Origin of the sequence: Microbacterium sp. NPDC089695 (genome assembly GCF_044749085.1) — a bacterium.
Taxonomy (GTDB): Bacteria; Actinomycetota; Actinomycetes; order Actinomycetales; family Microbacteriaceae; genus Microbacterium.
The window spans coordinates 866,913-887,122 of the sequence record NZ_JBIVHG010000001.1; the positions used below are offsets into that span (position 1 = coordinate 866,913).

Annotated in this window: 20 protein-coding genes; 6 read left to right on the forward strand and 14 right to left on the reverse strand. The window is 68.8% G+C overall.

Annotated features, from left to right (window positions below):
* Positions 1-2: 2 nt before the first annotated feature.
* The 5 genes from ACIPYT_RS04330 to ACIPYT_RS04350 all read right to left on the reverse strand — a co-directional run bounded on the left by ACIPYT_RS04330 (position 3) and on the right by ACIPYT_RS04350 (position 4,004).
* Entirely contained in the window at positions 3-347 is a 345-nt protein-coding gene (locus ACIPYT_RS04330; RefSeq protein WP_401070982.1) for a type II toxin-antitoxin system PemK/MazF family toxin, read from the reverse strand.
* Complete coding sequence (locus ACIPYT_RS04335) at positions 344-577, reverse strand: hypothetical protein (RefSeq protein WP_401070983.1); 234 nt, start codon at positions 575-577, stop codon at positions 344-346. The genes ACIPYT_RS04330 and ACIPYT_RS04335 overlap by 4 nt, the downstream gene beginning before the upstream one ends.
* A gap of 55 nt (positions 578-632) precedes the next feature.
* Positions 633-2,633, reverse strand: a complete 2,001-nt coding sequence (locus ACIPYT_RS04340; RefSeq protein ID WP_401070985.1) for a collagen binding domain-containing protein — start codon at positions 2,631-2,633, stop codon at positions 633-635.
* Positions 2,634-2,697: 64 nt separating this feature from the next.
* Positions 2,698-3,276: a small multidrug efflux protein gene (locus tag ACIPYT_RS04345; protein WP_401070986.1), complete on the reverse strand. Its 579-nt coding sequence runs from the start codon at positions 3,274-3,276 to the stop codon at positions 2,698-2,700.
* A gap of 32 nt (positions 3,277-3,308) precedes the next feature.
* On the reverse strand, positions 3,309-4,004 hold the full coding sequence (locus ACIPYT_RS04350; RefSeq protein ID WP_401070988.1) for a GPP34 family phosphoprotein: 696 nt from the start codon (positions 4,002-4,004) through the stop codon (positions 3,309-3,311).
* A gap of 96 nt (positions 4,005-4,100) precedes the next feature.
* On the opposite strand from ACIPYT_RS04350, the gene ACIPYT_RS04355 reads away from it, so the two are divergent.
* Positions 4,101-4,700: a TetR/AcrR family transcriptional regulator gene (locus tag ACIPYT_RS04355; protein WP_401070990.1), complete on the forward strand. Its 600-nt coding sequence runs from the start codon at positions 4,101-4,103 to the stop codon at positions 4,698-4,700.
* A 70-nt stretch (positions 4,701-4,770) separates the two neighbouring features.
* Here the strand turns inward: ACIPYT_RS04355 and ACIPYT_RS04360 are convergent, their stop codons facing one another.
* On the reverse strand, positions 4,771-5,826 hold the full coding sequence (locus ACIPYT_RS04360; RefSeq protein WP_401070991.1) for an LLM class flavin-dependent oxidoreductase: 1,056 nt from the start codon (positions 5,824-5,826) through the stop codon (positions 4,771-4,773).
* 29 nt (positions 5,827-5,855) lie between these two features.
* Positions 5,856-7,385, reverse strand: coding sequence for a methyltransferase (locus ACIPYT_RS04365; RefSeq protein ID WP_401070993.1), 1,530 nt, complete (start codon positions 7,383-7,385; stop codon positions 5,856-5,858).
* Between the two features lie 99 nt (positions 7,386-7,484).
* On the opposite strand from ACIPYT_RS04365, the gene ACIPYT_RS04370 reads away from it, so the two are divergent.
* The 4 genes from ACIPYT_RS04370 (at position 7,485) to trxA (ending at position 12,671) form a co-directional block, all read left to right on the forward strand.
* The gene (locus ACIPYT_RS04370; protein WP_401070994.1) at positions 7,485-9,596 is read left to right on the forward strand and encodes a DUF6049 family protein; all 2,112 of its coding nucleotides are present in this window, start codon (positions 7,485-7,487) and stop codon (positions 9,594-9,596) included.
* Entirely contained in the window at positions 9,593-11,212 is a 1,620-nt protein-coding gene (gene murJ / locus ACIPYT_RS04375) for a murein biosynthesis integral membrane protein MurJ (protein ID WP_401070996.1), read from the forward strand. Before ACIPYT_RS04370 ends, murJ begins: the two co-directional genes overlap by 4 nt.
* A gap of 93 nt (positions 11,213-11,305) precedes the next feature.
* Positions 11,306-12,280, forward strand: coding sequence for a thioredoxin-disulfide reductase (gene trxB, locus ACIPYT_RS04380; protein ID WP_401070998.1), 975 nt, complete (start codon positions 11,306-11,308; stop codon positions 12,278-12,280).
* Between the two features lie 67 nt (positions 12,281-12,347).
* Positions 12,348-12,671, forward strand: a complete 324-nt coding sequence (trxA, locus tag ACIPYT_RS04385) for a thioredoxin (RefSeq protein ID WP_144875479.1) — start codon at positions 12,348-12,350, stop codon at positions 12,669-12,671.
* Positions 12,672-12,737: 66 nt separating this feature from the next.
* Here the strand turns inward: trxA and ACIPYT_RS04390 are convergent, their stop codons facing one another.
* The gene (locus tag ACIPYT_RS04390; RefSeq protein WP_401071000.1) at positions 12,738-13,508 is read right to left on the reverse strand and encodes an SDR family NAD(P)-dependent oxidoreductase; all 771 of its coding nucleotides are present in this window, start codon (positions 13,506-13,508) and stop codon (positions 12,738-12,740) included.
* A 57-nt stretch (positions 13,509-13,565) separates the two neighbouring features.
* On the opposite strand from ACIPYT_RS04390, the gene ACIPYT_RS04395 reads away from it, so the two are divergent.
* Entirely contained in the window at positions 13,566-14,153 is a 588-nt protein-coding gene (locus tag ACIPYT_RS04395) for a TetR/AcrR family transcriptional regulator (protein WP_401071002.1), read from the forward strand.
* A gap of 52 nt (positions 14,154-14,205) precedes the next feature.
* Here the strand turns inward: ACIPYT_RS04395 and ACIPYT_RS04400 are convergent, their stop codons facing one another.
* From ACIPYT_RS04400 to rsmG, 6 genes are all read right to left on the reverse strand, one after another.
* Positions 14,206-14,541, reverse strand: coding sequence for a tryptophan synthase subunit alpha (locus ACIPYT_RS04400; RefSeq protein WP_401071004.1), 336 nt, complete (start codon positions 14,539-14,541; stop codon positions 14,206-14,208).
* Between the two features lie 9 nt (positions 14,542-14,550).
* On the reverse strand, positions 14,551-15,999 hold the full coding sequence (locus tag ACIPYT_RS04405; protein ID WP_401071005.1) for a sugar porter family MFS transporter: 1,449 nt from the start codon (positions 15,997-15,999) through the stop codon (positions 14,551-14,553).
* Between the two features lie 64 nt (positions 16,000-16,063).
* Positions 16,064-17,029: a ParB/RepB/Spo0J family partition protein gene (locus tag ACIPYT_RS04410; RefSeq protein WP_401071007.1), complete on the reverse strand. Its 966-nt coding sequence runs from the start codon at positions 17,027-17,029 to the stop codon at positions 16,064-16,066.
* Positions 17,029-17,904 carry a ParA family protein gene (locus ACIPYT_RS04415; protein ID WP_401071009.1) on the reverse strand — a complete coding sequence of 292 codons (876 nt, stop codon included), beginning with the start codon at positions 17,902-17,904 and terminating at the stop codon, positions 17,029-17,031. The genes ACIPYT_RS04410 and ACIPYT_RS04415 overlap by 1 nt, the downstream gene beginning before the upstream one ends.
* 849 nt (positions 17,905-18,753) lie before the next feature.
* Positions 18,754-19,212, reverse strand: coding sequence for an AAA family ATPase (locus ACIPYT_RS04420; RefSeq protein WP_401071011.1), 459 nt, complete (start codon positions 19,210-19,212; stop codon positions 18,754-18,756).
* 339 nt (positions 19,213-19,551) lie between these two features.
* Positions 19,552-20,184 (reverse strand): 16S rRNA (guanine(527)-N(7))-methyltransferase RsmG, encoded by a 633-nt coding sequence (rsmG, locus tag ACIPYT_RS04425; protein WP_401074736.1) that lies wholly within the window; start codon positions 20,182-20,184, stop codon positions 19,552-19,554.
* Between the last annotated feature and the right edge of the window lie 26 nt (positions 20,185-20,210).

A 20,210-nucleotide genomic window follows, 5' to 3' on the forward strand; every position in this document is an offset into this window, starting at 1 on the left:
GCTCAGAGATCGAGGAAGTCCCCGAGCCATGTGCGCACGGCGGCGAGGCAGGTGGGGCTGACGGCTCCCGCGATTCCCGTCAGTCGGTCGCGCGTGACCGTCCGCGGTTGCTCGGTCATGATCCAGGAGGGTTGGTCGAGTCCGGTCGGTCCGTCGACGGCGATGTGGTTCGGCCATCCTCGGTCGGTGGTCGTGATGGGCAGCACGATCGCCAGGGTCGTCACCGCATCGAGGTACCCGGCCGACGCGACGACGAGGGCGGGCCGGTGGCCTCCCTGCTCACGACCGCGGACGGGAGCGAGAGACGCCCACACGACAGAGCCGGGTGCGAGTTCGAGCGCCGTCACGACGCGTGCGGAAGCTCGAGCCGCTCCCACTCGGCCGCCTCGGCCGCGTACTCCTCGAGCCCGGACGGGGATGTCCGGGCCACGGCCTCCCTGACCGACTCGAGGCGCCGACGTCGATCCTCGGCGTCCGCGAGACGCGCGAGGTGCGCGCCCAGGGTGAGCCCATCGCGCGCCGCCTGTTCTTTGAGCCGGTCGCGCAGGTCGTCGCTCACCTTGATCATGGTGGTCATACCCGAAGTATACCGAGCCCTCCGGCCCCGAGCCATGTGCGCACGGCGGCGAACGTCAGCCGTCGTCGCGGCGCGAGCGGCGGCGCGACACGGCGAACAGCACCCCGCCGAGGACGAGCACTCCAGCGCCGACTCCCGCCCAGAGGAAGGTCTCGGGGCCGAGGCCGGTGCCGGGCAGGCGCCCGTCGTTCGCACCTCCGCTGCCGGATCCGCCCGCTCCGGTGCCCGGAGTGCCCGGAGTGCCCGGGTCGACGGGTGGCACGTCATCGACGGCGAGCGTGAAGTCCTGGTCGACGATCGCCTCGCCCGCCGCGGTGATCACCACGGTGAGCGTCGCGGATCCGACGACCGTGGTGCCGGCGGGAGGCGTGATCGTGAGGGTGTAGGTGCCGGGAGCCAGATCGCCGAGTCCGTAGGTTCCGTCGGCGGCCGTCGTGAGCTGCTGCGTGCCCGCCCCCGTGTCGAGCGTGATCACCGCGCCGCTCACGGGGTCGCCGTCGTCGGTGAGCACCGTGCCCGAGAGCGCGCCGAGCCGCGCGAGTGCGAAGTCGACGCCGGTCACGTCGTCCGTCGCGACACTCTCGCTGCGGGTGGTCGCCCCGACGGCCGTGTACCCCGGCGGCGTGGTGACGGCGACCTCGTACGCGCCGGAGGGCAGGCGCGGGAAGGAGTAGCCGCCGCCGGCAGAGGTCACCGCGGTGAGGGTCGGCTCCCCCGGCGCTGTGGCCGTGACCGTGACGCCCGCGACTCCGACGCCGTTCGCGGTCACGGCTCCGCTCAAGGTCGCGTTCTCGACGAGTGTGAAGTCGATGTCCTCGATCGGGTCTTCGCTGTCGGCCGGCACGACGATGGGGCGCACCGGATCGGTGGTGGAGAACCCGGACGGCGGGGTGACGACGACCGTGTGACCGCCCACGTCGACGGTGTCGAACTGGTAGAAACCCGCCGCGTCGGTCGTCGTCGTCAGCGTTCCGTCGATCGAGACGGTCGCGCCGGGCACCGGCATCCCGTCGTCGTCGAGCACACGGCCCGATACCGCGACGGGCACGATCTCCCGCACGACGAAGTCCGCGACCGCGTCAGCCGTCGAGAGGTCGACGGCCTGCGTGGGGGATCCGACGGCGATGAATCCGCTCGGCGCGCTCACTCGCGCCGTATACCCGGGTGCGGCCACGACACCGGGGAAGGCGTACGAACCGTCGGGCAGCGTCGTGGTCGTGGCGACGACGGTGCCGTTCGCATCGGTGAGGGAGACGGTGACGCCGGCCTGCGGAGCCGCATCGGGATCGGTGACGGCACCGGTCACGTCGCGCGCGAGCGAGGCGAACCAGGTCTGGTACACCGGGAACCCCGAGCGTCGCGTGAAGACGAACGACAGCGAGCTGATCGGCACGTTCGGCTCGAACCACGCCGACGACCCGTTCGTGTCGACGGCTCCCGCATTGCCCGTGAGTGTGAGGGTCGCCGGATCCCAGGTGGGGACGTCGGCGGCGGATCCCGTGCACGAGGGCTTGCCGGCGATGCCGGGGGCGCAGTAGTTGAAGCCGCCCTGGAACCCGAGCTGTGCGGCGGTGAGCGCCTGTCCGTCAGGCCCGGTGGCCTGGATGCGCACCGCGTCGGCATCGATGTCGCCGAGCACGAAGGCCCAGCCGGCCGCAGGGGTCGGATTAGCGAACGAGTATGTGGTGGTCGACGGGCTCGTCGCGTTGTCGGCGCGGGGGCGCAGGTTGAGGTACGACTGGTTGACGCTCGACCCGTACTTCGCGCCGACCGGGGTGCCCTCCGCGAGCCATACCGATGCGCCCGAGATCACGCCCACCTGCCCTGCGCGGGAGTCGCTCGTCATGGTCGCGGTGAGGGCGGGCGTCGCGGCGATCTGCACGGATGTCGTGTAGGCGCCGCCCGTGCCGACGAGCGGCTGCCACGTGGCCCAGGATGCCGTGGTGGCCGCGGTGGCCGGGATGGCTCCGACCAGCACGAGCCCCAGGGCGACGGCTCCCGCCAGGAGTCCCCGTGCCCTCGACCGTGCTTTCGGACGTGTCGTCGACGCGCGCATGCGGCCAGAGTACCGGTATACCGGAAGCAAGGGCAGGGGGCGGGGGCACGGAGATCGATCCTGATCAGGCCGTGACGAGCGACAGCACGCCGGTCGCGATCAGTGTCGTGAGCGTGGTCCACGCGACGATCGCCACCGCCTGCCAGAGCAGCACCCAGCGCTTCGAGACACCGGTCGACACGAGAACCGCCGAAGTGAACTGCGTCGGCAGCGCGAGCGGACCGAGGATGCTGGCCCCCGGCACGCCGAATCGCACGAGGAAGCGCTTCAGGCGGGTCACGCCCTTGGAGTCCGGCTTGGACTCGGCACCCTCGTCGGCGACAGTGTCGACCACGCCGGCCGTGCCGCCCGCGCCGACGCCGGCGCCGACGGGCACGGCGACGGGCTGGTTCCGTCGCGCACGGCGGTCGACGACCGTCGCGCGGATGCGGGCGCCGAAGACGACGACCACGAGCACCGACAGGAAGTTGCCGGCGATCGCGGCGCCGGCCGCGACGAACGGGTTCAGCCCGGCCCAGACGCCGAGCACGGACGCGAGCTCTCCCTCGACGAAGGGGATGGCCGCGGCGAGCGCGACGATCAGGGGCTGTACGAGCAGGGGCACCTCGGACATGAGGTTCTGCAGGAACTCGAAGACGTTCATGTTTCTCTCTCCAGTGGTGATGGGGTGGGCGATCAGCGGTTGGTCGTGACCGCGCTGATGACGAGGGCGTTGGTGATGACGGCGAGCATCGTGCGGGTCACGGCGGCGGCCGCGGCGGCACCCGCCCAGTCGCCGCGCTCGATCTCCTTGGCGCGGGTCGCGACGGCGCCCGTCCACGGGATCTCGCGGTAAAGCGTCGGCAGCCCGCCGCTCGCCGAGACGAGAGCGATGATCGAGGCGATGCGCGGACTCGGCTCAGCACCGTCGACGAGGACCGCCCGCATGGCGGCGATGATCGAGGCTCGACGCCCGGAGTCGCCCTCGGCGAGCACGGTCGTCGGGAAGATGCCCAGGGCGCGGCGCTCGGTACGCGCGATGTCGCCGTTCGCGACGAGGCGGTCGAGCAGCGGCGAGCGCAGTGCGGGTCCGACTCCTGCGATCGCTCCCTGGATGCCGCGTGGCTTCTCGGCGATGTAGTCCCACGCGGGGCGGAGCAGCTGGTCGTCCGGGGCGTCCCCGATGCCGCGCACCAGCACGCCGCGGAATCCGGCATCCTCGCTCGTCGCGCGGCCCTGGCCCGCGAGATCCGCGAGCGCGGCGCCGCCGAGCACGTAGAAGAGGGTGTTCTCGCCCGCGATGGTTCCGGAGGCGGGGTCGAACAGAGCCAGGATCACGTCCTCGGCGAGGAGAGTCCCGGTGCGCGTCGTGTGGATGCTGTCGTCTGTCATGTCGAACACTCTAGCACACTGTACTAGCACAGTGTGCGGGTACGCTGTACCGGTACGACGTGCCACTCGTCGTAGACTCGAACGCGGAGGTCAGCAATGGGAACACGGGATCGCATCCTCGCCGCGACATCGGAGATGATCAAGGAGGGAGCCGAGAGGCTCAGCGTGCGGGCCGTCGCCGCCCGTGCCGGCATCGGCGCGAGCACTCTGCGTCACTACTTCCCCACGCAGCGCGACCTGCTGAACGCCGCCCTGACCGCCACGTACGACCAGGCGATGCCCGACGAGCGCATCCGCGACACCTCGGTGCCCCCGCGCGAGCGGTTGCGCGACAGCCTGCACCGCCTGCTCGAACCCTTCGGCGCGCCCGACGCGGCCCGCGACGTGTGGCTCAGTCTCTTCGAAGCCTTCGCCGGGCCCGAGGCGACCCCCGAGGCGCGCGCGGGCTACGAAGTGCTCGAGGCGCAGGCAGCTCGGCGTGTGGGCGCCTGGCTCGCGATCCTCGAGGAGGAGGGCGTGCTCGCTCCCGGCGACACCGGGCGCCGCGTGCACCTGCTGCTCACGGTCGTCGACGGCCTCTCGATCGCCCGTGCCCTCCCCCGCCGCAGCACGCACCTCGAAGACGAGGCCGCGACCCTCGCCCGCGCGGTCGACGCGGTCTTCGACCTGCCGTTCCCGGCGCGCATCGCGTCCTGAGCCGGCCGCGGCGCCGAGAACGAACGAGGGGCGGATGCCGCAGCATCCGCCCCTCTCCTTCCGGTCCTGATCACACCGGGTCGCCCTGCACGGGCCCTTCGGTGTTGGGCTTCCACCCGAGCGCGGGCGCGACGTGCTCCGCGAACGCCTCGAGCACGTGGAGGTTGTACTCCGGGCCGAGCTGATTCGGGATCGTGAGCAGCAGGGTGTCGGCCGCCATGACGGCCTCGTCGGCGAGAAGCTGCTGGATCAGCACGTCGGGCTCGGCGGCGTAGGTCTTGCCGAACGTCGAGCGGAAGCCGTCGATCACGCCGATCTGGTCGCCGTTCTCCTCGCTGCGCAGACCGAAGTAGGCGCGGTCCATGTCGGAGACGAGCGGGAAGACGCTGCGGCTCACCGAGACGCGCGGGCGACCCGTGTGCCCGGCCTCCTTGTACGCCGAGCGGAACAGCTCGATCTGCTCGCGCTGCAGCTCGTGGAACGGCTGACCGGTCGCCTCCGTCACGAGCGTCGAACTCATCATGTTCAGCCCCTTGCGTCCGGTCTCCTCAGCGGTCGCGCGCGAACCCGACCCCCACCAGATGTGGTCGCGGAGCGTCGGCGACTGCGGCTCGATGTGCAGGTACTGCCCGTTCCCCACCATCCGCGGGTCGCCGACGGCGAGACGTTCGCCGTCGATCGCGCGCAGGAAGAGGTCGAACTTCTCCCGCGCCAGCACGCTGCCGCGCTCCGGGTCCTCCTGGTCGCTGAAGCCCCACGTCTCATAGCCGCGCAGCGCCGTCTCGGGTGAACCACGGCTCACTCCGAGCGCGATACGTCCGTCGGCGATGAGGTCGAGCGCCGCCGCCTCCTCCGCGAACTGGAACGGGTTCTCGTACCGCATGTCGATCACGCCGGTGCCGACCTCGATGCGCTCGGTACGTGCGGCCATCGCCGACAGCAGCGGCATGGGCGACGCGGCCTGGCGCGCCCAGTGATGCACGCGTACGGAGGCGCCGTTCACGCCGAGCTCGTCAGCGCCCTCGGCGATCTCGATGGTCTGCTTCAGCATGTCGCCCGCGGTGCGGGTCGCCGATCCGGGCACATCCGCGTAGTGCCCGAAGGAGAGGAATCCGAAAGCCTTCATGATGTATGCGAACGCATGGATGCTGTCGGCTATTCCGCCGGCAGCAGGAACCCGTCGACGACGAGCGCGCGGATCCGCGGTTCGAGGTCGGCCCACAGCTCGGCGAACGGCACCTCGAACAGGTCGGCGAGCGCGCCGGCGATCTGCATCACGGTGAGCTCTCCGTCGCACGCGCCCACGAACGCGGCGAGCGCCGGATCGACCGAGACCGTGCGGGCGAAGCCGCCGCCCTGTCGCAGCTCGATGATGCTCGGATCGTCGTTGCCCGGCAGCAGGTGCCGCGCCTCGGTCACATCGGATGCCGTGACGAGTGTCACCGGGAGCCCGTCGGCCAGAAGGTCGTGCGCCGCCAGCCCGTCGCGCAGCGCCCCGCCGACGCTCGACACCGGCTGGGGCACGCTCTCCAGACGCCGCAGCGCCTCCGCACCGGACGGCCGGCGGATCAGGATGTACCCGAAGCCGATGCCGGTCACACCGCGGTCGGCGAAGTCGTCGAGCCAGGCGGTCAGCAGCGGCGTGAACCCGGCGTCGCGCGGGGTCGTGCCGCCGTCGCGGATCCACAGCTCGGCGTACGCGAGAGGAGTGAGCTCCTCGCGCTGCACGACCCAGAGATCGAGGTCGCCGGGTACCCACGACGACAGGCGATCGAGCCCGGCGCGCAGCGCGAGAGACGTCTGACCACCCCGTGACTCCCAGTTGCCGAGCAGTTGCGCCGCCCCTCCGGTCGTCAGGTACGACGGCACCGACCGCACGAACTGCTCGACGAGGGCGTCGCCCACCAGCCCGCCGTCGCGGTACTCGTACTCCGGCACGCCGTCGACCCGGGGCGTGATGACGAACGGCGGATTCGACACGATCAGGTCGAACGCCTCCCCCGCCACCGGCTCGAACATGCTGCCGCGGCGGAACTCGATGTTCGAGACGCCGTTCAGCTGCGCGTTCAGCTCTGCGTAGGCGAGAGCGCGTGCCGAGATGTCGGTCGCGACGACCGCACCCGCATGCCGCGCGACCAGCAGCGCCTGGATGCCGCATCCGGTGCCGAGGTCGAGAGCCCGCTCGACCTCGACGGGCATGATGATCTCGGCGAGCGTGCGCGAGGCGCCGCCCACCCCGAGCACGTGATCGGCCGGCAGCGCCCCGTCGAGGGCCACCTCGTCGAGGTCGCTCGTGATCCACCACTCGCCCATGCCGTCGGCGTCGACGAACGACTGCGGCCTCAGCAGCGCCGTCGGCACGACGTCAGCACCCTGCACGCGTGCGAGGCCGAGCGTCACCAGGCCCTCGATGCCCGTGCGCGGGAGGGCACGGGCGACCGCGTCCGCGGGCTGCGGCATCCCCAGCACGAGAAGGCGCCCGAGGGTCGCGAGCACACCGTCGTCGCCCCGCGTCGCCCGCAGGATGGGCTCGCGCATGCCACGGGCGAGCGCGTCGTCGGCTTCCGCACCCCACAGACTCCGCAAGGGCTCCGAGCGGAGATCGGCGGCGTCGAGGTCGGCGGCGAGCGCGGTGCTCAGGGTCGGATCGGGCACGGGCGCGGGGGTGTCGGACACGGCCGTCACTCTACGCGCCTTCAGGGTTCTCCTCCGCCCGGACGCCTAGAATCACAAGGTCACCACTCACGAGCAGCCTGGACACCCGGCGCTCGACGAAAGACCTCCATGACCGCGAGCACCCCTGAGAACGGCCTCCGCGCGCGCCTGCACCGCCTGGCGCGCGGCTCCGTCGTCCTCGCCGCAGTGCTCGCCGTGTGCGCTCCGGCATCCGGTACGGCCGTCGCGGCGACCGCGTCGGACGAGGCGACCGTGGAGCTGTACGTCTCGGCCGGTACTCGCGGAACCGTCGCACCGGGCAGCGCCACGACGACGACGCTGACTGTACGGAACGATGGGGAGTCGCGCATCACCTCGGGCCGCGTCACGGTGGATCTCGGCCGCACCCCGCTCGGAGACGAAGCCGCGCTCACGGCGTGGCTCGACGACGCCGACGCACCCGGTCCGTTCGATGAGATCGGATCGGACACCACGACGGCGCTCGACCCCGATGCGAGCTCGACATCCAGCATCCCCGTCCCCGCTGCCTCCCTGGCCGACCTCACGCCGGGCGTCTACCCACTGCGGGCGACCCTCGATGGGGTGACCGAAGACACAGCCGAGAGCGCTGACGAGGATGCCGCAGAGCAGATCGTCTCCACGTCTGTGCTGGTCGTGTCGGAGTCGACGTCCGCGTCGATCGCGGTGTTCGTGCCGATCACCGCGACCCCCGCCGACGGTGCTCTGCTCACTCTCGAGGAGCTCACGACTCTCACGGCCGCGGACGGCGCTCTCACCGCGGTGCTCGAAGGCGTTTCGGGGACCTCGGCCGTGCTCGCGATCGACCCGGCGATCCCTGCCGCGATCCGCGCACTCGGATCGGCCGCCCCGGAATCGGTGAGCGAGTGGTTGAGCCGCCTCGACGCGCTGCCCAACGAGAGATTCGCCCTCCAGTTCGGCGACGCCGACGTCACCGCGCAGTCGCAGGCCGGCCTCTCTGCTCCCCTGCAGCCCACGACCCTCGCGCCGTTCCTCGACCCCGCCCGCTTCACGACCGCTCCCGAGACGCCGGCGCCCGACGAGACCGCGACGACGGCTCCGACGCCGATCCGCACCGACGGTCCTTCCCTGCCCGACGACGCGACCCTCATGGCCGTCGAGGGTGCGACCGATGGCGTCATATGGCCCCGCAGCGGCATCCTCGACACGGACCTCGAGACGTTCGCGACGTACTTCGGCGCCGATGCGGTCACCGTGCTCTCCTCCGCGTCCACGAGCGGTTCGGTAGGCGGCCACTCGACGATCGACGGCCACGACGTGCTCGTGACCGACGCCGCCGCATCCTCGGCCTTGTCGCGCGCTGCGAGCGAGAACGATCCCGCAGCCCGCCAGGCCCTGATCTCAGAGGCGAGCGCGCACCTCTCGTTCTCCGGTCGAGCGAGCACCGATGCCCCGGTCCTGATCGGACTGAGCCGCGACGAGACGCGCTCGACCGACGCCCTCAGGGAGACCGTGAGCGCCGTCGACACTCTGGGTTTCGGACTCAGCGGCATCCTCGCCGCTCAGGCCGCCGTGACGACCCTGACCTCCGAAGCAGACACGGAGCGCGCCGCCGATCTGCGGAGCATGCTGTCGGCGGAACCGGTCCTCGCCGACTTCGCGACCATGCTCGACGACCCGCAGGTACTCCTCAGCCCGAAGCGCATCCAGATCATGCGCGCCTCCGGCGTCGGTCTCGGCGACAGCGCGCATGATGACGCGGTCGAGGCGGTCGAAGATGCGACGACATCGACCCTGCAGGCCGTCGACATCCCTCCTGCCAGCACGATCCAGCTCCTGTCGGCGAACGCCGACCTGCCGTTCGCCGTGCGGAACGATCTGCCGTGGCCCGTGAACGTGCGTGTGTCCGTGTCGCCGAGCGATCCGCGCCTCGAGGTCGACTCCCCGCAGGACGCGGTGGTGCAGGCCGGCACCACGTCTCGTATCAAGGTGCCGGTGTCGGCGCGCGTGGGCAGCGGCGAACTCAACCTCCGGCTGCAGTTGTCGAGCCCCACGGGCGTCACGATCGGACAGGTCGAGACCGTGCGCGTGTCGGTGCGGGCCGAATGGGAGACGATCGGTCTGATCGTGTTCGGCGGTCTGATCGTGCTGCTGTTGGGTCTCGGCACGATCCGCACGGTCGTCCGTCGACGTCGCGAGCGCGCAGCGACCGATCCCGCAGCAGATGGGCACGAGGCATGAGCGGACTCGGGCGCGCGAGCGCCATCATCGGCGCGGGCACCATGATCTCGCGGGTCACCGGCCTCATCCGCACGATCGTGCTGGTCGGCGTGATCGGCTCGGTCGCCGCCGGAGCCGCCGACTCCTTCGCGATCGCGAACCAACTGCCGAACAGCGTGTTCTCGCTCATCTCGGTGGGTGTGCTGACGGCCGTGATCATCCCGCAGATCGTCAAGGCGACAGCGGATGCCGACGGCGGCAACGCGTTCATCTCCAAGCTGTTCACGCTCGGCACCGTCGTGCTCGTCGCCGTGGCGGCGGTCGCCACGATCGCCTCGCCCTGGCTCGTCTGGCTGTTCGCGGGAGTCAAGGCGACGCCGGAGTTCCTCGCGCTCGCGACAGCGTTCGCCTACTGGTGCATGCCGCAGATCCTGTTCTACGGCCTCTACGCGCTGCTCGGCGAGGCCCTCAACGCCCGGCGCATCTTCGGTCCGTTCACCTGGGCGCCGGTCGTCAACAACATCGTCTCGATCATCGGGTTCCTCATCATCGGCGCGGTCTTCGGCGCACCGCTCACGCGGATCGACGACTGGACGCCCGGGATGATCGCGGCGCTCGGCGGCACCGCCACGCTCGGCATCGTGATCCAAGCGGCGATCCTCCTGGTCTTCTGGCGTCGCACAGGCTTCGCGCTGCGTCCCGACTTCCGCTGGAGGGGTGTCGGACTCGGCAACGTCGGCAAGCTCGCCGGCTGGACCTTCTTGATGGCGGTCGCCAGCCTCGTCGCGGGGCTCGTGCAGACGCAGATCCTCACCGAGGCCGCGGGCCAGGGGGCATCGGTCGCGACGTTCCAGTACGCCTGGCTCATCTTCATGCTCCCGTACTCGATCATCGTGCTCTCGATCGGTACGCCGTACTTCACGCAGATCAGCGAGCACGCGGCCGCAGGCCGCGACGACGAGGTGCGGGCCGACATCGCCCGCAGCATCCGCACCCTGCTGTTCTTCATCGTCGCGGCGGTCGCGGCGGTCGCCGCCGCCGCCATCCCGGCATCCCGCATCTTCACGAACGCGGCGTCGGACGCCGCGGATGCCGCGCTTGTGCTCGTGTGCTTCCTCGTGTGCCTGATCCCACTCACGGTGCTGTTCATCGTGCAGCGCACGTTCTACGCCTACGGCGACACCCGCACCCCCTTCTGGTTCACGCTGTTCCAGAGCGTGCTCGTGGTGCTGGGCGCGCTGGCCGCGCAGTGGATGCTCGCGGCCGACGTGATCGAGCTCACCTCGCTCGCGGCCACGATCGCCCTCGGGCAGTCGATCGCGAGCACCATCCAGGTCGTCGTGGCGACCTGGCTCCTGCATCGCAAGATCGGTGGGCTGCAGATCCGCACGTGGCTCTCGGCGATCGCGCGGTTCGCGATCGCCGGCATCCCCGCCGGATTCGCGGGCTGGGGCGTCTTCGTCCTGCTCGGCGGCATGGACGGATGGACCACGACCGACAAGCTGCAGGGTGCGCTCGGCACCTGCATCATCGGGGCGGCCGTGGTGGTCGTCTATCTCGTCATCCTCGCCCTGCTGCGCTCGCCCGAGCTCAAGGTGGCGGGCACTCTGCTGCGCAGGTTCCTGCCGGGCCGTTGAGGCCCAGACATCGGGAATGTCCCGCGGTTACCATGGGTTGAACCAGTCGAGCGTCTTCCGACGTCTCTGCAACGCCTTGATCACGGAGAGCACATGCGTCAGGTCATCATCATCGGCTCCGGCCCCGCCGGATTCACCGCCGCCATCTATGCGGCGCGCGCGAACCTCAAGCCGCTGCTCATCGCGAGCTCGGTCGAGGTCGGTGGCGAGCTGATGAACACCACCGAGGTCGAGAACTACCCGGGCTTCCCCGAGGGCATCCAGGGTCCCGAGCTCATGGCGAAGTTCCAGGAGCAGGCCGAGAAGTTCGGCACCGAGGTCGTCTACGACGACGTCACCGAGCTCGACGTCGCCGGTCCCGTCAAGAAGATCACGCTGGGCAGCGGCGCCGTGCACGAGGCCCAGGCCCTGATCTACGCGACCGGCTCGGCGTACCGCAAGCTCGGCATCGAGGGCGAAGAGCGCCTCTCGGGCTACGGCGTCTCGTGGTGCGCGACGTGCGACGGCTTCTTCTTCCGCGAGAAGACGATCGCGGTCGTCGGCGGCGGCGACTCGGCGATGGAGGAGGCGACCTTCCTCACGCGCTTCGCCGACAAGGTCTACGTCATCCACCGCAAGGACACGCTGCGCGCCTCGAAGATCATGCAGGAGCGCGCGTTCGCGAACGAGAAGATCGAGTTCGTCTGGAACAGCGAGGTCGCCGAGGTCCTCGGCGGCGACGCCGTGACCGGTGTGAAGCTCACGTCCACGGTCGACGGCTCGCAGCGCGATCTCGCCCTCGACGGCCTGTTCATCGCGATCGGCAACGACCCGCGCACGCACCTCGTGCACGACAAGCTCGACCTCACGGCCGAGGGCACGATCTGGGTCGACGGCCGCTCGTCGAAGACCTCGGTCCCCGGTGTGTTCGCGGCGGGCGACGTGATCGACCCCACGTACCGGCAGGCCATCACGGCTGCCGGCTCGGGAACGGTCGCGGCGCTGGATGCCGAGCACTTCCTCGCGGATTTCGATGACGCCTCGGTCGAGGTGCCGGCAGCCGAGGCCGCCGAGATCATCACCGCCTGACCGGCAGGGAACAGTTTCACCTCGGCTGCTGTTGTAGCAGGCGAACCTCGAATCAAGGAGAACTCTGATGAGTGCAAAGGCTACGAGCCAGGCGACCTGGGAGCAGGACGTCCTTCAGGCCGAAGGTCCCGTGCTGGTGGACTTCTGGGCCGAGTGGTGCGGACCGTGTCGTATGGTCGCGCCGGTCCTGGACCAGATCCAGGCCGACAACCCCGACAAGATCACGATCGTCAAGCTGAACGTCGACGAGAACCCGCAGTTGGCGATGCAGTACCAGATCACCTCCATCCCGGCGATGAAGGTGTTCCAGGGCGGTGAGGTCAAGACGACCATCATCGGCGCCAAGCCGAAGCACGCCCTCGAGCAGGATCTCGCCGCCTACATCGGCTGATCCCTCCCCGGCATACAGAGAAGGCGCGGACCGTGCGGTCCGCGCCTTCTCTGCGTCTACGGTGTCTCAGCGCGCCGTGTACCCGGCATCCGCGTGGATCGTCGTACCGGTCAGGTACGACGAGGCGTCGGAGGCGAGCCACAGGCTGGCCTGGGCGATCTCCTCGGCCTGACCGAAGCGGTTCAGCAGGCTGAGCTGCGGTGCGTACTCCTCGGCCGTGAATCCGAACTGCTCCAGGGCGCCGCGCAGCATCGGGGTGTCGATCGCGCCGGGGGCGACGCTGTTCACGCGGATGTTCTGCGCACCGTACTCGAGCGCCGCGACCTTGGTCATGCCGACCACGCCGTGCTTGGCGGCGACGTAGGCGATGTTGTTCGGCTGCGGGCGGAAGCCCGAGACCGACGAGATGTTCACGATCGATCCGCCCTCACCCTGAGCGAGCAGCTGACGGATCTCGTACTTCATGCACAGCGCGGTGCCCTTGAGGTCGACGGCCATCAGGCGGTCCCAGTAGGCCTCGTCGAACTCGGCGACCGGCTTGTCGTCAGGTGTCAGAGCGGCGTTGTTCACCGCCACGTCCAGGCGGCCGAACCGCTCGACCGTCGCGGCGACCATGGCCTCGACCTGTTCGGCATTCGAGATGTCGACCTTGACGAACAGACTCTCGGCTCCCGACGCGGCGATGTCATCGGCGACCGCCCGCCCCTTATCCTCGTTGAAGTCGGAGACCACGACCTTGGCGCCGGAGGCGGCGAACAGCCGTGCCGTCGCCTCGCCCATGCCCATCGCGGCTCCGGTGACGATGGCGACCTTGTCCTGCAGTACGGGGAATGTCATTTCTTTCTCCTTGTCCACATCTAATCTACACTTGTCGAATTGATTCGGAAGGCTCCTGTGAACGACGACCCCCGTCACGCCCGCACCCGCACCGCGCTCGGCGATGCGCTGCTGCGCCTCCTCGCCAGCGCGCCGCTCGACGCCATCACGGTCGCCTCACTGTGTCGGGAGGCCGGAGTGCACCGCACCACCTTCTACGGCCACGCCGCGGGTGTGGAGGAGTTCGCGGTCGAGTTCCTCACGCGCGACCTCGATGCGGTCGCGACGGTCGACCCCGAGCAGGGCGGAATCGACCTGCAGCGCTACCGCACGGCGCTCGTGACGATCCTCGAGCACGTCGCCGCCGAACGGACCCTCTACCGCTCGCTGCTGCAGTCCCGATGGGCCGGCTCTCTGCGGGCCGCGATCGACGCGCGCCTGCGCGGACGCTTCATCCTGGCGCTCGACGTGTTCGCCTCGACGGGCGCCGCATCCGTCCCGGCACGACGCGACGAGGTCGCGGCATTCCTCTCCGGAGCCCTCGTCGGAGCGATCGACGTCTGGTCGGCCGGGGAGGACACGGATGCGCGGGCCGGCGCCGACCGCATCCTCGCCCTCATGCCGACGTGGTGGCCGCTCCAGCCCGACGAGGATCCCGCGCGCTGACGGGCGCCCTCGGGCACGTGGGGTCGTACGCCACCAGCATCCGCGGCATGCGTCAGGAGACGTCGGCGATGGTCGGATCCCACCGGCGGTGACGCTGCTTCTCGTCGAGTAGGCCCCAGACCGCGGACGTCAGCTCGGGGTACTCGAGCGCGATCTGCCGCAGCACGCGGTAATGACGCGCCTCGTTGGGCCTCACACCGTCGTTCGCCGTGATGTTGTCAGCACGCAGCAGGTACACGACGAGTTCGTCGACGCTCGGGAGCTCTTCCATGAAGTCCCACGGATCCTCGCCGTTCAGCAGGCGCTCCTGTACCAGAACGGCAAGCTCATCCGCCGCCTCGGCGCGCAGCACCTCGAGGCTGGCATGGCGGGGAACGGACTCGGTCATGCTGCCAGCCTACGTCGGTGACGGACGTCCACGGCGCCGGACGACCAACTCGTCGGACATCTCCTCCAACTCCATGCCCTTCGTCTCGGGGACCTTGAAGTACACGAAGAAGAACGACAGGAGTGCGAAGAACGCGTAGAACCCGTAGGCGAACGTCAGACCGATCTCGGCGAAGACGGGGAACGTCGTCGAGATGAAGAAGTTGGCGGCCCACTGCGCCGCGGCGGCCACCGCCAGTGCCCCGGCGCGGATCGAGTTCGGGAAGATCTCCCCCAGCAGCACCCAGACGAGCGGACCCCACGTCGCCCCGAAGAAGACCACGAAGCCGTTCGCGCAGATCAGCGCGACCGTGGCCCACGGATCGGGAAGAGCGGCGGTGCCCTCGGCATCCAGGGTTCCGAACGAGAAGGCGAGCGCCATGAGCCCCAGGGTCACGGTCATGCCGACCGAGCCGACCAGCAGCATGATGCGGCGGCCGATCCTGTCGACCAGCAGGATCGCGACGATCGTGACGACGATGTTCGTGACCGAGGTGATGACCGACGTGAGCAGGGCGCTCGATTCATCGAAGCCCACCGACTGCCACAGTGTGGTCGAGTAGTAGAAGATCACGTTGATGCCGACGAACTGCTGGAAGACCGAGAGCAGGATGCCGACCCACACGATCGGCTTGAGGCCGAGCCTGCTGCCGCGGAGGTCGCGAAGCGACTCGGACTTCTCCGTGTCGATCGTCCCGGTGATCTCGGCGATCTTCGCCTTCACGTCGACTGTTCCGGTGACGGTCTGCAACACCTCGGATGCCCGATCGAGGTCGCCCTTGCGCACCAGATATCGTGGCGACTCCGGCAGTCTGAGCGACACGAGGCCGTAGACGAGAGCAGGGATGGCCGCGACCATGAACATCCAGCGCCATGCCGTGAGCCCCCACAGCGGCTGATCGGCCTCACCGGCGATGCCCGCGAGCAGCGCATCCGACAGCAGAGCCGCGAAGATACCGGTCACGATCGCGAGCTGCTGCAGTGATCCCAGACGTCCGCGGATCGCCGCCGGCGACACTTCGGCGATGTAGGCCGGCGCGATGACGGATGCCGCGCCGACGCCGAGCCCGCCGATCACACGCCAGATGATCAGGTCGACCACGCTGAAGGCGAGTCCCGAACCGATCGCCGACACGAAGAACATCGCCGCGGCGACCACCATGACGGGGATCCGCCCGCGTCTGTTCGCGATGGGCCCGGCGAACCACGCCCCGACCGCGCAGCCGATCAGAGCCGACGACACCGCGAAGCCCTTGAGTCCGACATTCAGGTCGAAACCCGAGACGTTGCCGGCGAGGGCGTCGACGGCGCCGTTGATCACGGCGGTGTCGAAGCCGAAGAGGAATCCGCCGAGCGCCGCTGCGATGCTGACGGCGATCACCTTGCGGCGGATGCCTGTCGGAGTCTGTTCTGCGGACATTGTCGTCCCCCCTCGTCACGATGGGGCGAGTCTAGGGGACGAGCGGCCTCAGCGGGCGGTCATCTCATGCCGAGCCGTAACTCGACTCCCCCAGCTCCTCGAGAATCCGGTTCAGATCCTGGATGGATGCGAAATCGATGGTGACCTGGCCTTTGCGAGCACCCAGAGAGATCTTGACGCGCGTGTTGAGTCGATCGCCGAGATTGCCGGCGACCTCGTCGAGGTAGGCGCGTCGGGCTCCCGGCGTCGGCTTGGCCGTGCGTCCGGCCGCCGACGGGGTGCTCTTCGCGGCCTCCTCCGTGGCGCGCACCGACAGGTCTTCGTTCACGACCTTGTCGGCGAGACGCTGCATGGCCTCCGGGGTGTCGAGGCTGAGGATCGCCCGAGCGTGACCCGCGGTCAGCACGCCGGCCGCGACGCGCTGCTGCACGGGCACCGGAAGCTTGAGCAGACGGATGGTGTTGCTGATCTGCGGACGCGATCGTCCGATCCGGGTCGCAAGCTCTTCCTGCGTGATGCCGAAGTCCTCGAGGAGCTGCTGGTAGGCCGATGCCTCTTCCAGCGGATTCAGCTCCGAGCGATGCAGGTTCTCGAGGAGGGCGTCGCGGAGGAGGTCCTCGTCGGCGGTCTCCCGCACGATCGCGGGGATCGCGTCGAGCTGTGCTTCACGTGCGGCGCGGGTGCGCCGCTCCCCCATGATCAGCTCGTAGTCGCCGTCGCCGTTCCTGCGCACCACGACCGGCTGCAGCACCCCGAACTCCCGCACGCTGTGCACGAGTTCGGCGAGGTCTTCGGGATCGAAGTGCGTGCGCGGCTGGCGCGGGTTCGGCACGATCTTCTGCGGATCGATCTGGATCAGGTGGATGCCGGGAACGGCCTCGAGATCGGGGGTGTCGACGACCTCGGGCGCCGGGGTCTCTGCCGGGCGGATGCTCGTGCCCGGGAAGAACACGTCGACGGGACGCTCCGCCTGGTCGGCGGTCGGGATGAGAGCGCCGATGCCACGGCCCAATCCGGTGCGCTTGGCCATCATTTCTCCTTGCTCTGCGTCACTATGCGCGACGCGATCTCGACAGCGGCTTCGCGATATGCGATCGCACCGGCGGACTGCCCATCGTAGGCGATCACGGTCTGCCCGAAACTCGGGGCCTCCGACACACGCACCGACCGCGGGATCACGGTCTCCAGCACCTGCGTCGGGAAGTGGGTGCGCACCTCGTCGGCGACCTGCTGGGCGAGGCGCGTGCGGCCGTCGTACATCGTGAGCAGGATGGTCGACAGGTGCAGACCTGGATTCAGATGCTTCTGGATCATCTGGATGCTCCCGAGCAGCTGACTCAACCCTTCAAGGGCGTAGTACTCGCACTGGATCGGGATGAACACCTCGGATGCCGCGGTGAAGGCGTTGATCGTCAGCAGGCCCAGCGACGGTGGGCAGTCGATGATCACGAAGTCGATCGGATTGCCCTCGAGGTAGTCGAGCAGAGCACGACGCAGGCGATGCTCGCGAGCGACCTGGGCCACGAGCTCGATCTCGGCACCGGCGAGGTGGATCGTGCTCGGCGCGCAGAAGAGGTTCTCGTTCTCCGGACTCTGCTGGACGATGTCCGCGAGTGGGAACTCCTCGATGAGCACGTCGTACACGCTGGGGGTGTCGGCATTGTGCGGGACACCGAGAGCGGTCGACGCGTTGCCCTGCGGATCGAGATCGATCACGAGGACTTTCGCACCGAGCCCGGCGAGGGCCGACGCGATGTTGACAGCGCTCGTGGTCTTTCCGACGCCGCCCTTCTGGTTCGAGACGGTGAGGATGCGGGTCTCACCGCTGAAGTCGACGTGCACCTCCTCCAGCGCGCGACGGCGAGCAGAGAGGTCGGCGAGTTCCCGCGCGAGCGGCGTATCCATCCCGAATGTGTCCTTCGGTGATGCCTGTTCGGACTGTTTCACGTGAAACATCCACTCCTTTCGGGACCGTCTTCCACTCTAATCGCTATCCCTGACGTGGCAGAGTTGCGGGGTGGTTGTCACTGGTGGGCGGCCTTGTCACTGGTGGGCGGCCTGCGGTGCACGTGCGGAACGAGCAGAACGGGGACCCTCCCGCTTCGCGGGCCGCTCCCGATGCTCGTTCCGCACCTGCACCTTCGGCCGCACTCCCCCGAGTCGCTGTGATTCTGGGGTCTGGCGTCGAGTCAAAGCAGCCGTTTCACGTGAAACATGGCGCGGCGCAGGTCGTTCAAGGCCTTAGATCGATGACTGAACTCGTCACTCATCGCCTCGGTAGCTCCCACACGCCTGTCCCACTCATGGTCAGTCACCGAATCGCCCTATCGCGGACAACCACCACTTCCACCCTCCCTGCGTCCTAGGCAGTTCCTTCATCGGGTGACGCTGAGTGCCGTCAACCGATCACGTCTGCACCGACCGCTGTTGTCGGTTGGGCGGGGTGGTCATGAGGCGTTCCTCTCAGATGTAGGAACGTATCGCTCAAATCAACCACCGCGACCCGGCTCATGCTGGTCGAGTATCCCGTCGCGCGGCGAACGAGGCTCGCTCCCCCGCCCCGTCGACATCCGATCGGGTCGACCACCGTCGCCCGCCGACTCCAATGTGCGCGACCTGCGACCACAGCGTCACGCGGGAGGCGATCCTATTCCAGATGCGCGAGTGAGCAGTCGCGATGAACGCGTGCCGTGGCGCGCCGGTACGTCTCAAGAAATCGCCTATTGGCCGAGCTACACCGACCCGAGGAGTGTTTCACGTGAAACGGCGTGGAGTGTCGAGCAGGCGGACGACCTCGTCGACGGTGTCGCCTAACGGTTGTGTGGTGTCGATCACCGATGTCGCTGTCGCTCGAAGCAGCGGGTCGACGCTGAGTGAGTATGCCAGGATCTCTTCGCGCCCCGCGGCGGATGAGCCGTACGGGTTCGTTGTGCGAGCCATCACGCGATCGATCATCACCGACGGCGGGGCGGTCAGCAGCACCACGTGGTCGAACACGTCATAGAGCAGTCCCTGATTGTCGACGGTGCCGGCGACGACGATGTTCTCCGTCCCACGTACCACTGCGCCGACAGCATCCAGATCCCACACCCCGTCCGGCGTCTTCCACTCCCCATAGTCCGTGTCGATCGAAGTAATCCCCCGCGCAGCCAACGCCTCCACGACGGTCGACTTCCCCACTCCCGACATCCCCGTGATGAGCACCCTTCCCATACCCCTCACGCTATCCACGTTTCACGTGAAACATCGGACGCCACGATCCCCCGCCCGTTTCACGTGAAACATCCCCGACACCCCCACTACTCAACAACCTGACGGCGATAGTTCACTCACCCACGAGTGTCCAGCGAAGCGTCGACACACGGACACAGTGCACCGCCGTGGGACGGTCGGGTGGAGGGGTGTCCTCGGAAGGAGCATCGGGAGGGGCCCGCGAAGCGGGAGGGTCCCCGCTCTGCTCCTTCCGAGGAGCACCCCGCAACCCGACACACCAGACCCAAGCCCAGCCATCGAGCGAAGCGAGATGCTGCCGAAAGATACCCAGCCTCGGGATCAGGCCCGAACGAAGGCCCGAATCACTCGAGTCACCTCAGCCTCGGGAAGCACTCCCTCACCGAGAACCTCGACGCGCACGTCCGACAGCCGGTACTTCTTGATCTGCTTCTGCGCCGCATCGATCTCGTTGTCCGCGTTCTTGCCCTTGAGCAGCACGAGCTCTCCCCCGTCGCGCACGAGGGGCGCGGTCCAGGGGAGCAACGTACGCAGAGCGCTGACGGCTCGCGCGGTGACGACATCGAATCCGTCGGCACGCTGCACATCCTCCGCGCGTGCCCGCACGACATTCACGTTGTCGAGTCCGAGTGCAGCCACCTGTTCGGTGAGCCACATGACCCGACGCTCCATTGGCTCGACGAGCGTGAACTGCACGTCCGGGCGAGCGATCGCCAGCACGACGCCGGGCAGCCCTGCACCTGATCCGATGTCGGCAACAGACCCGTGGAAAAGCGGCGCGGCGATCGCACTGTTCAGGATGTGACGTGTCCAGAGCCGAGGGAGTTCGAGCGGGCCGATCAGTCCACGTTCTTCGCCCTGTTCCGCAAGCGATGCGGTGAACTGGCGGGCGAGATCGAGACGGTCGCCGAACAGTGTCGCTGCTGCCGAAGGCTCGACCTCGACGTCACTCACGAAGCATCCTCGATGCGATGTTTCAC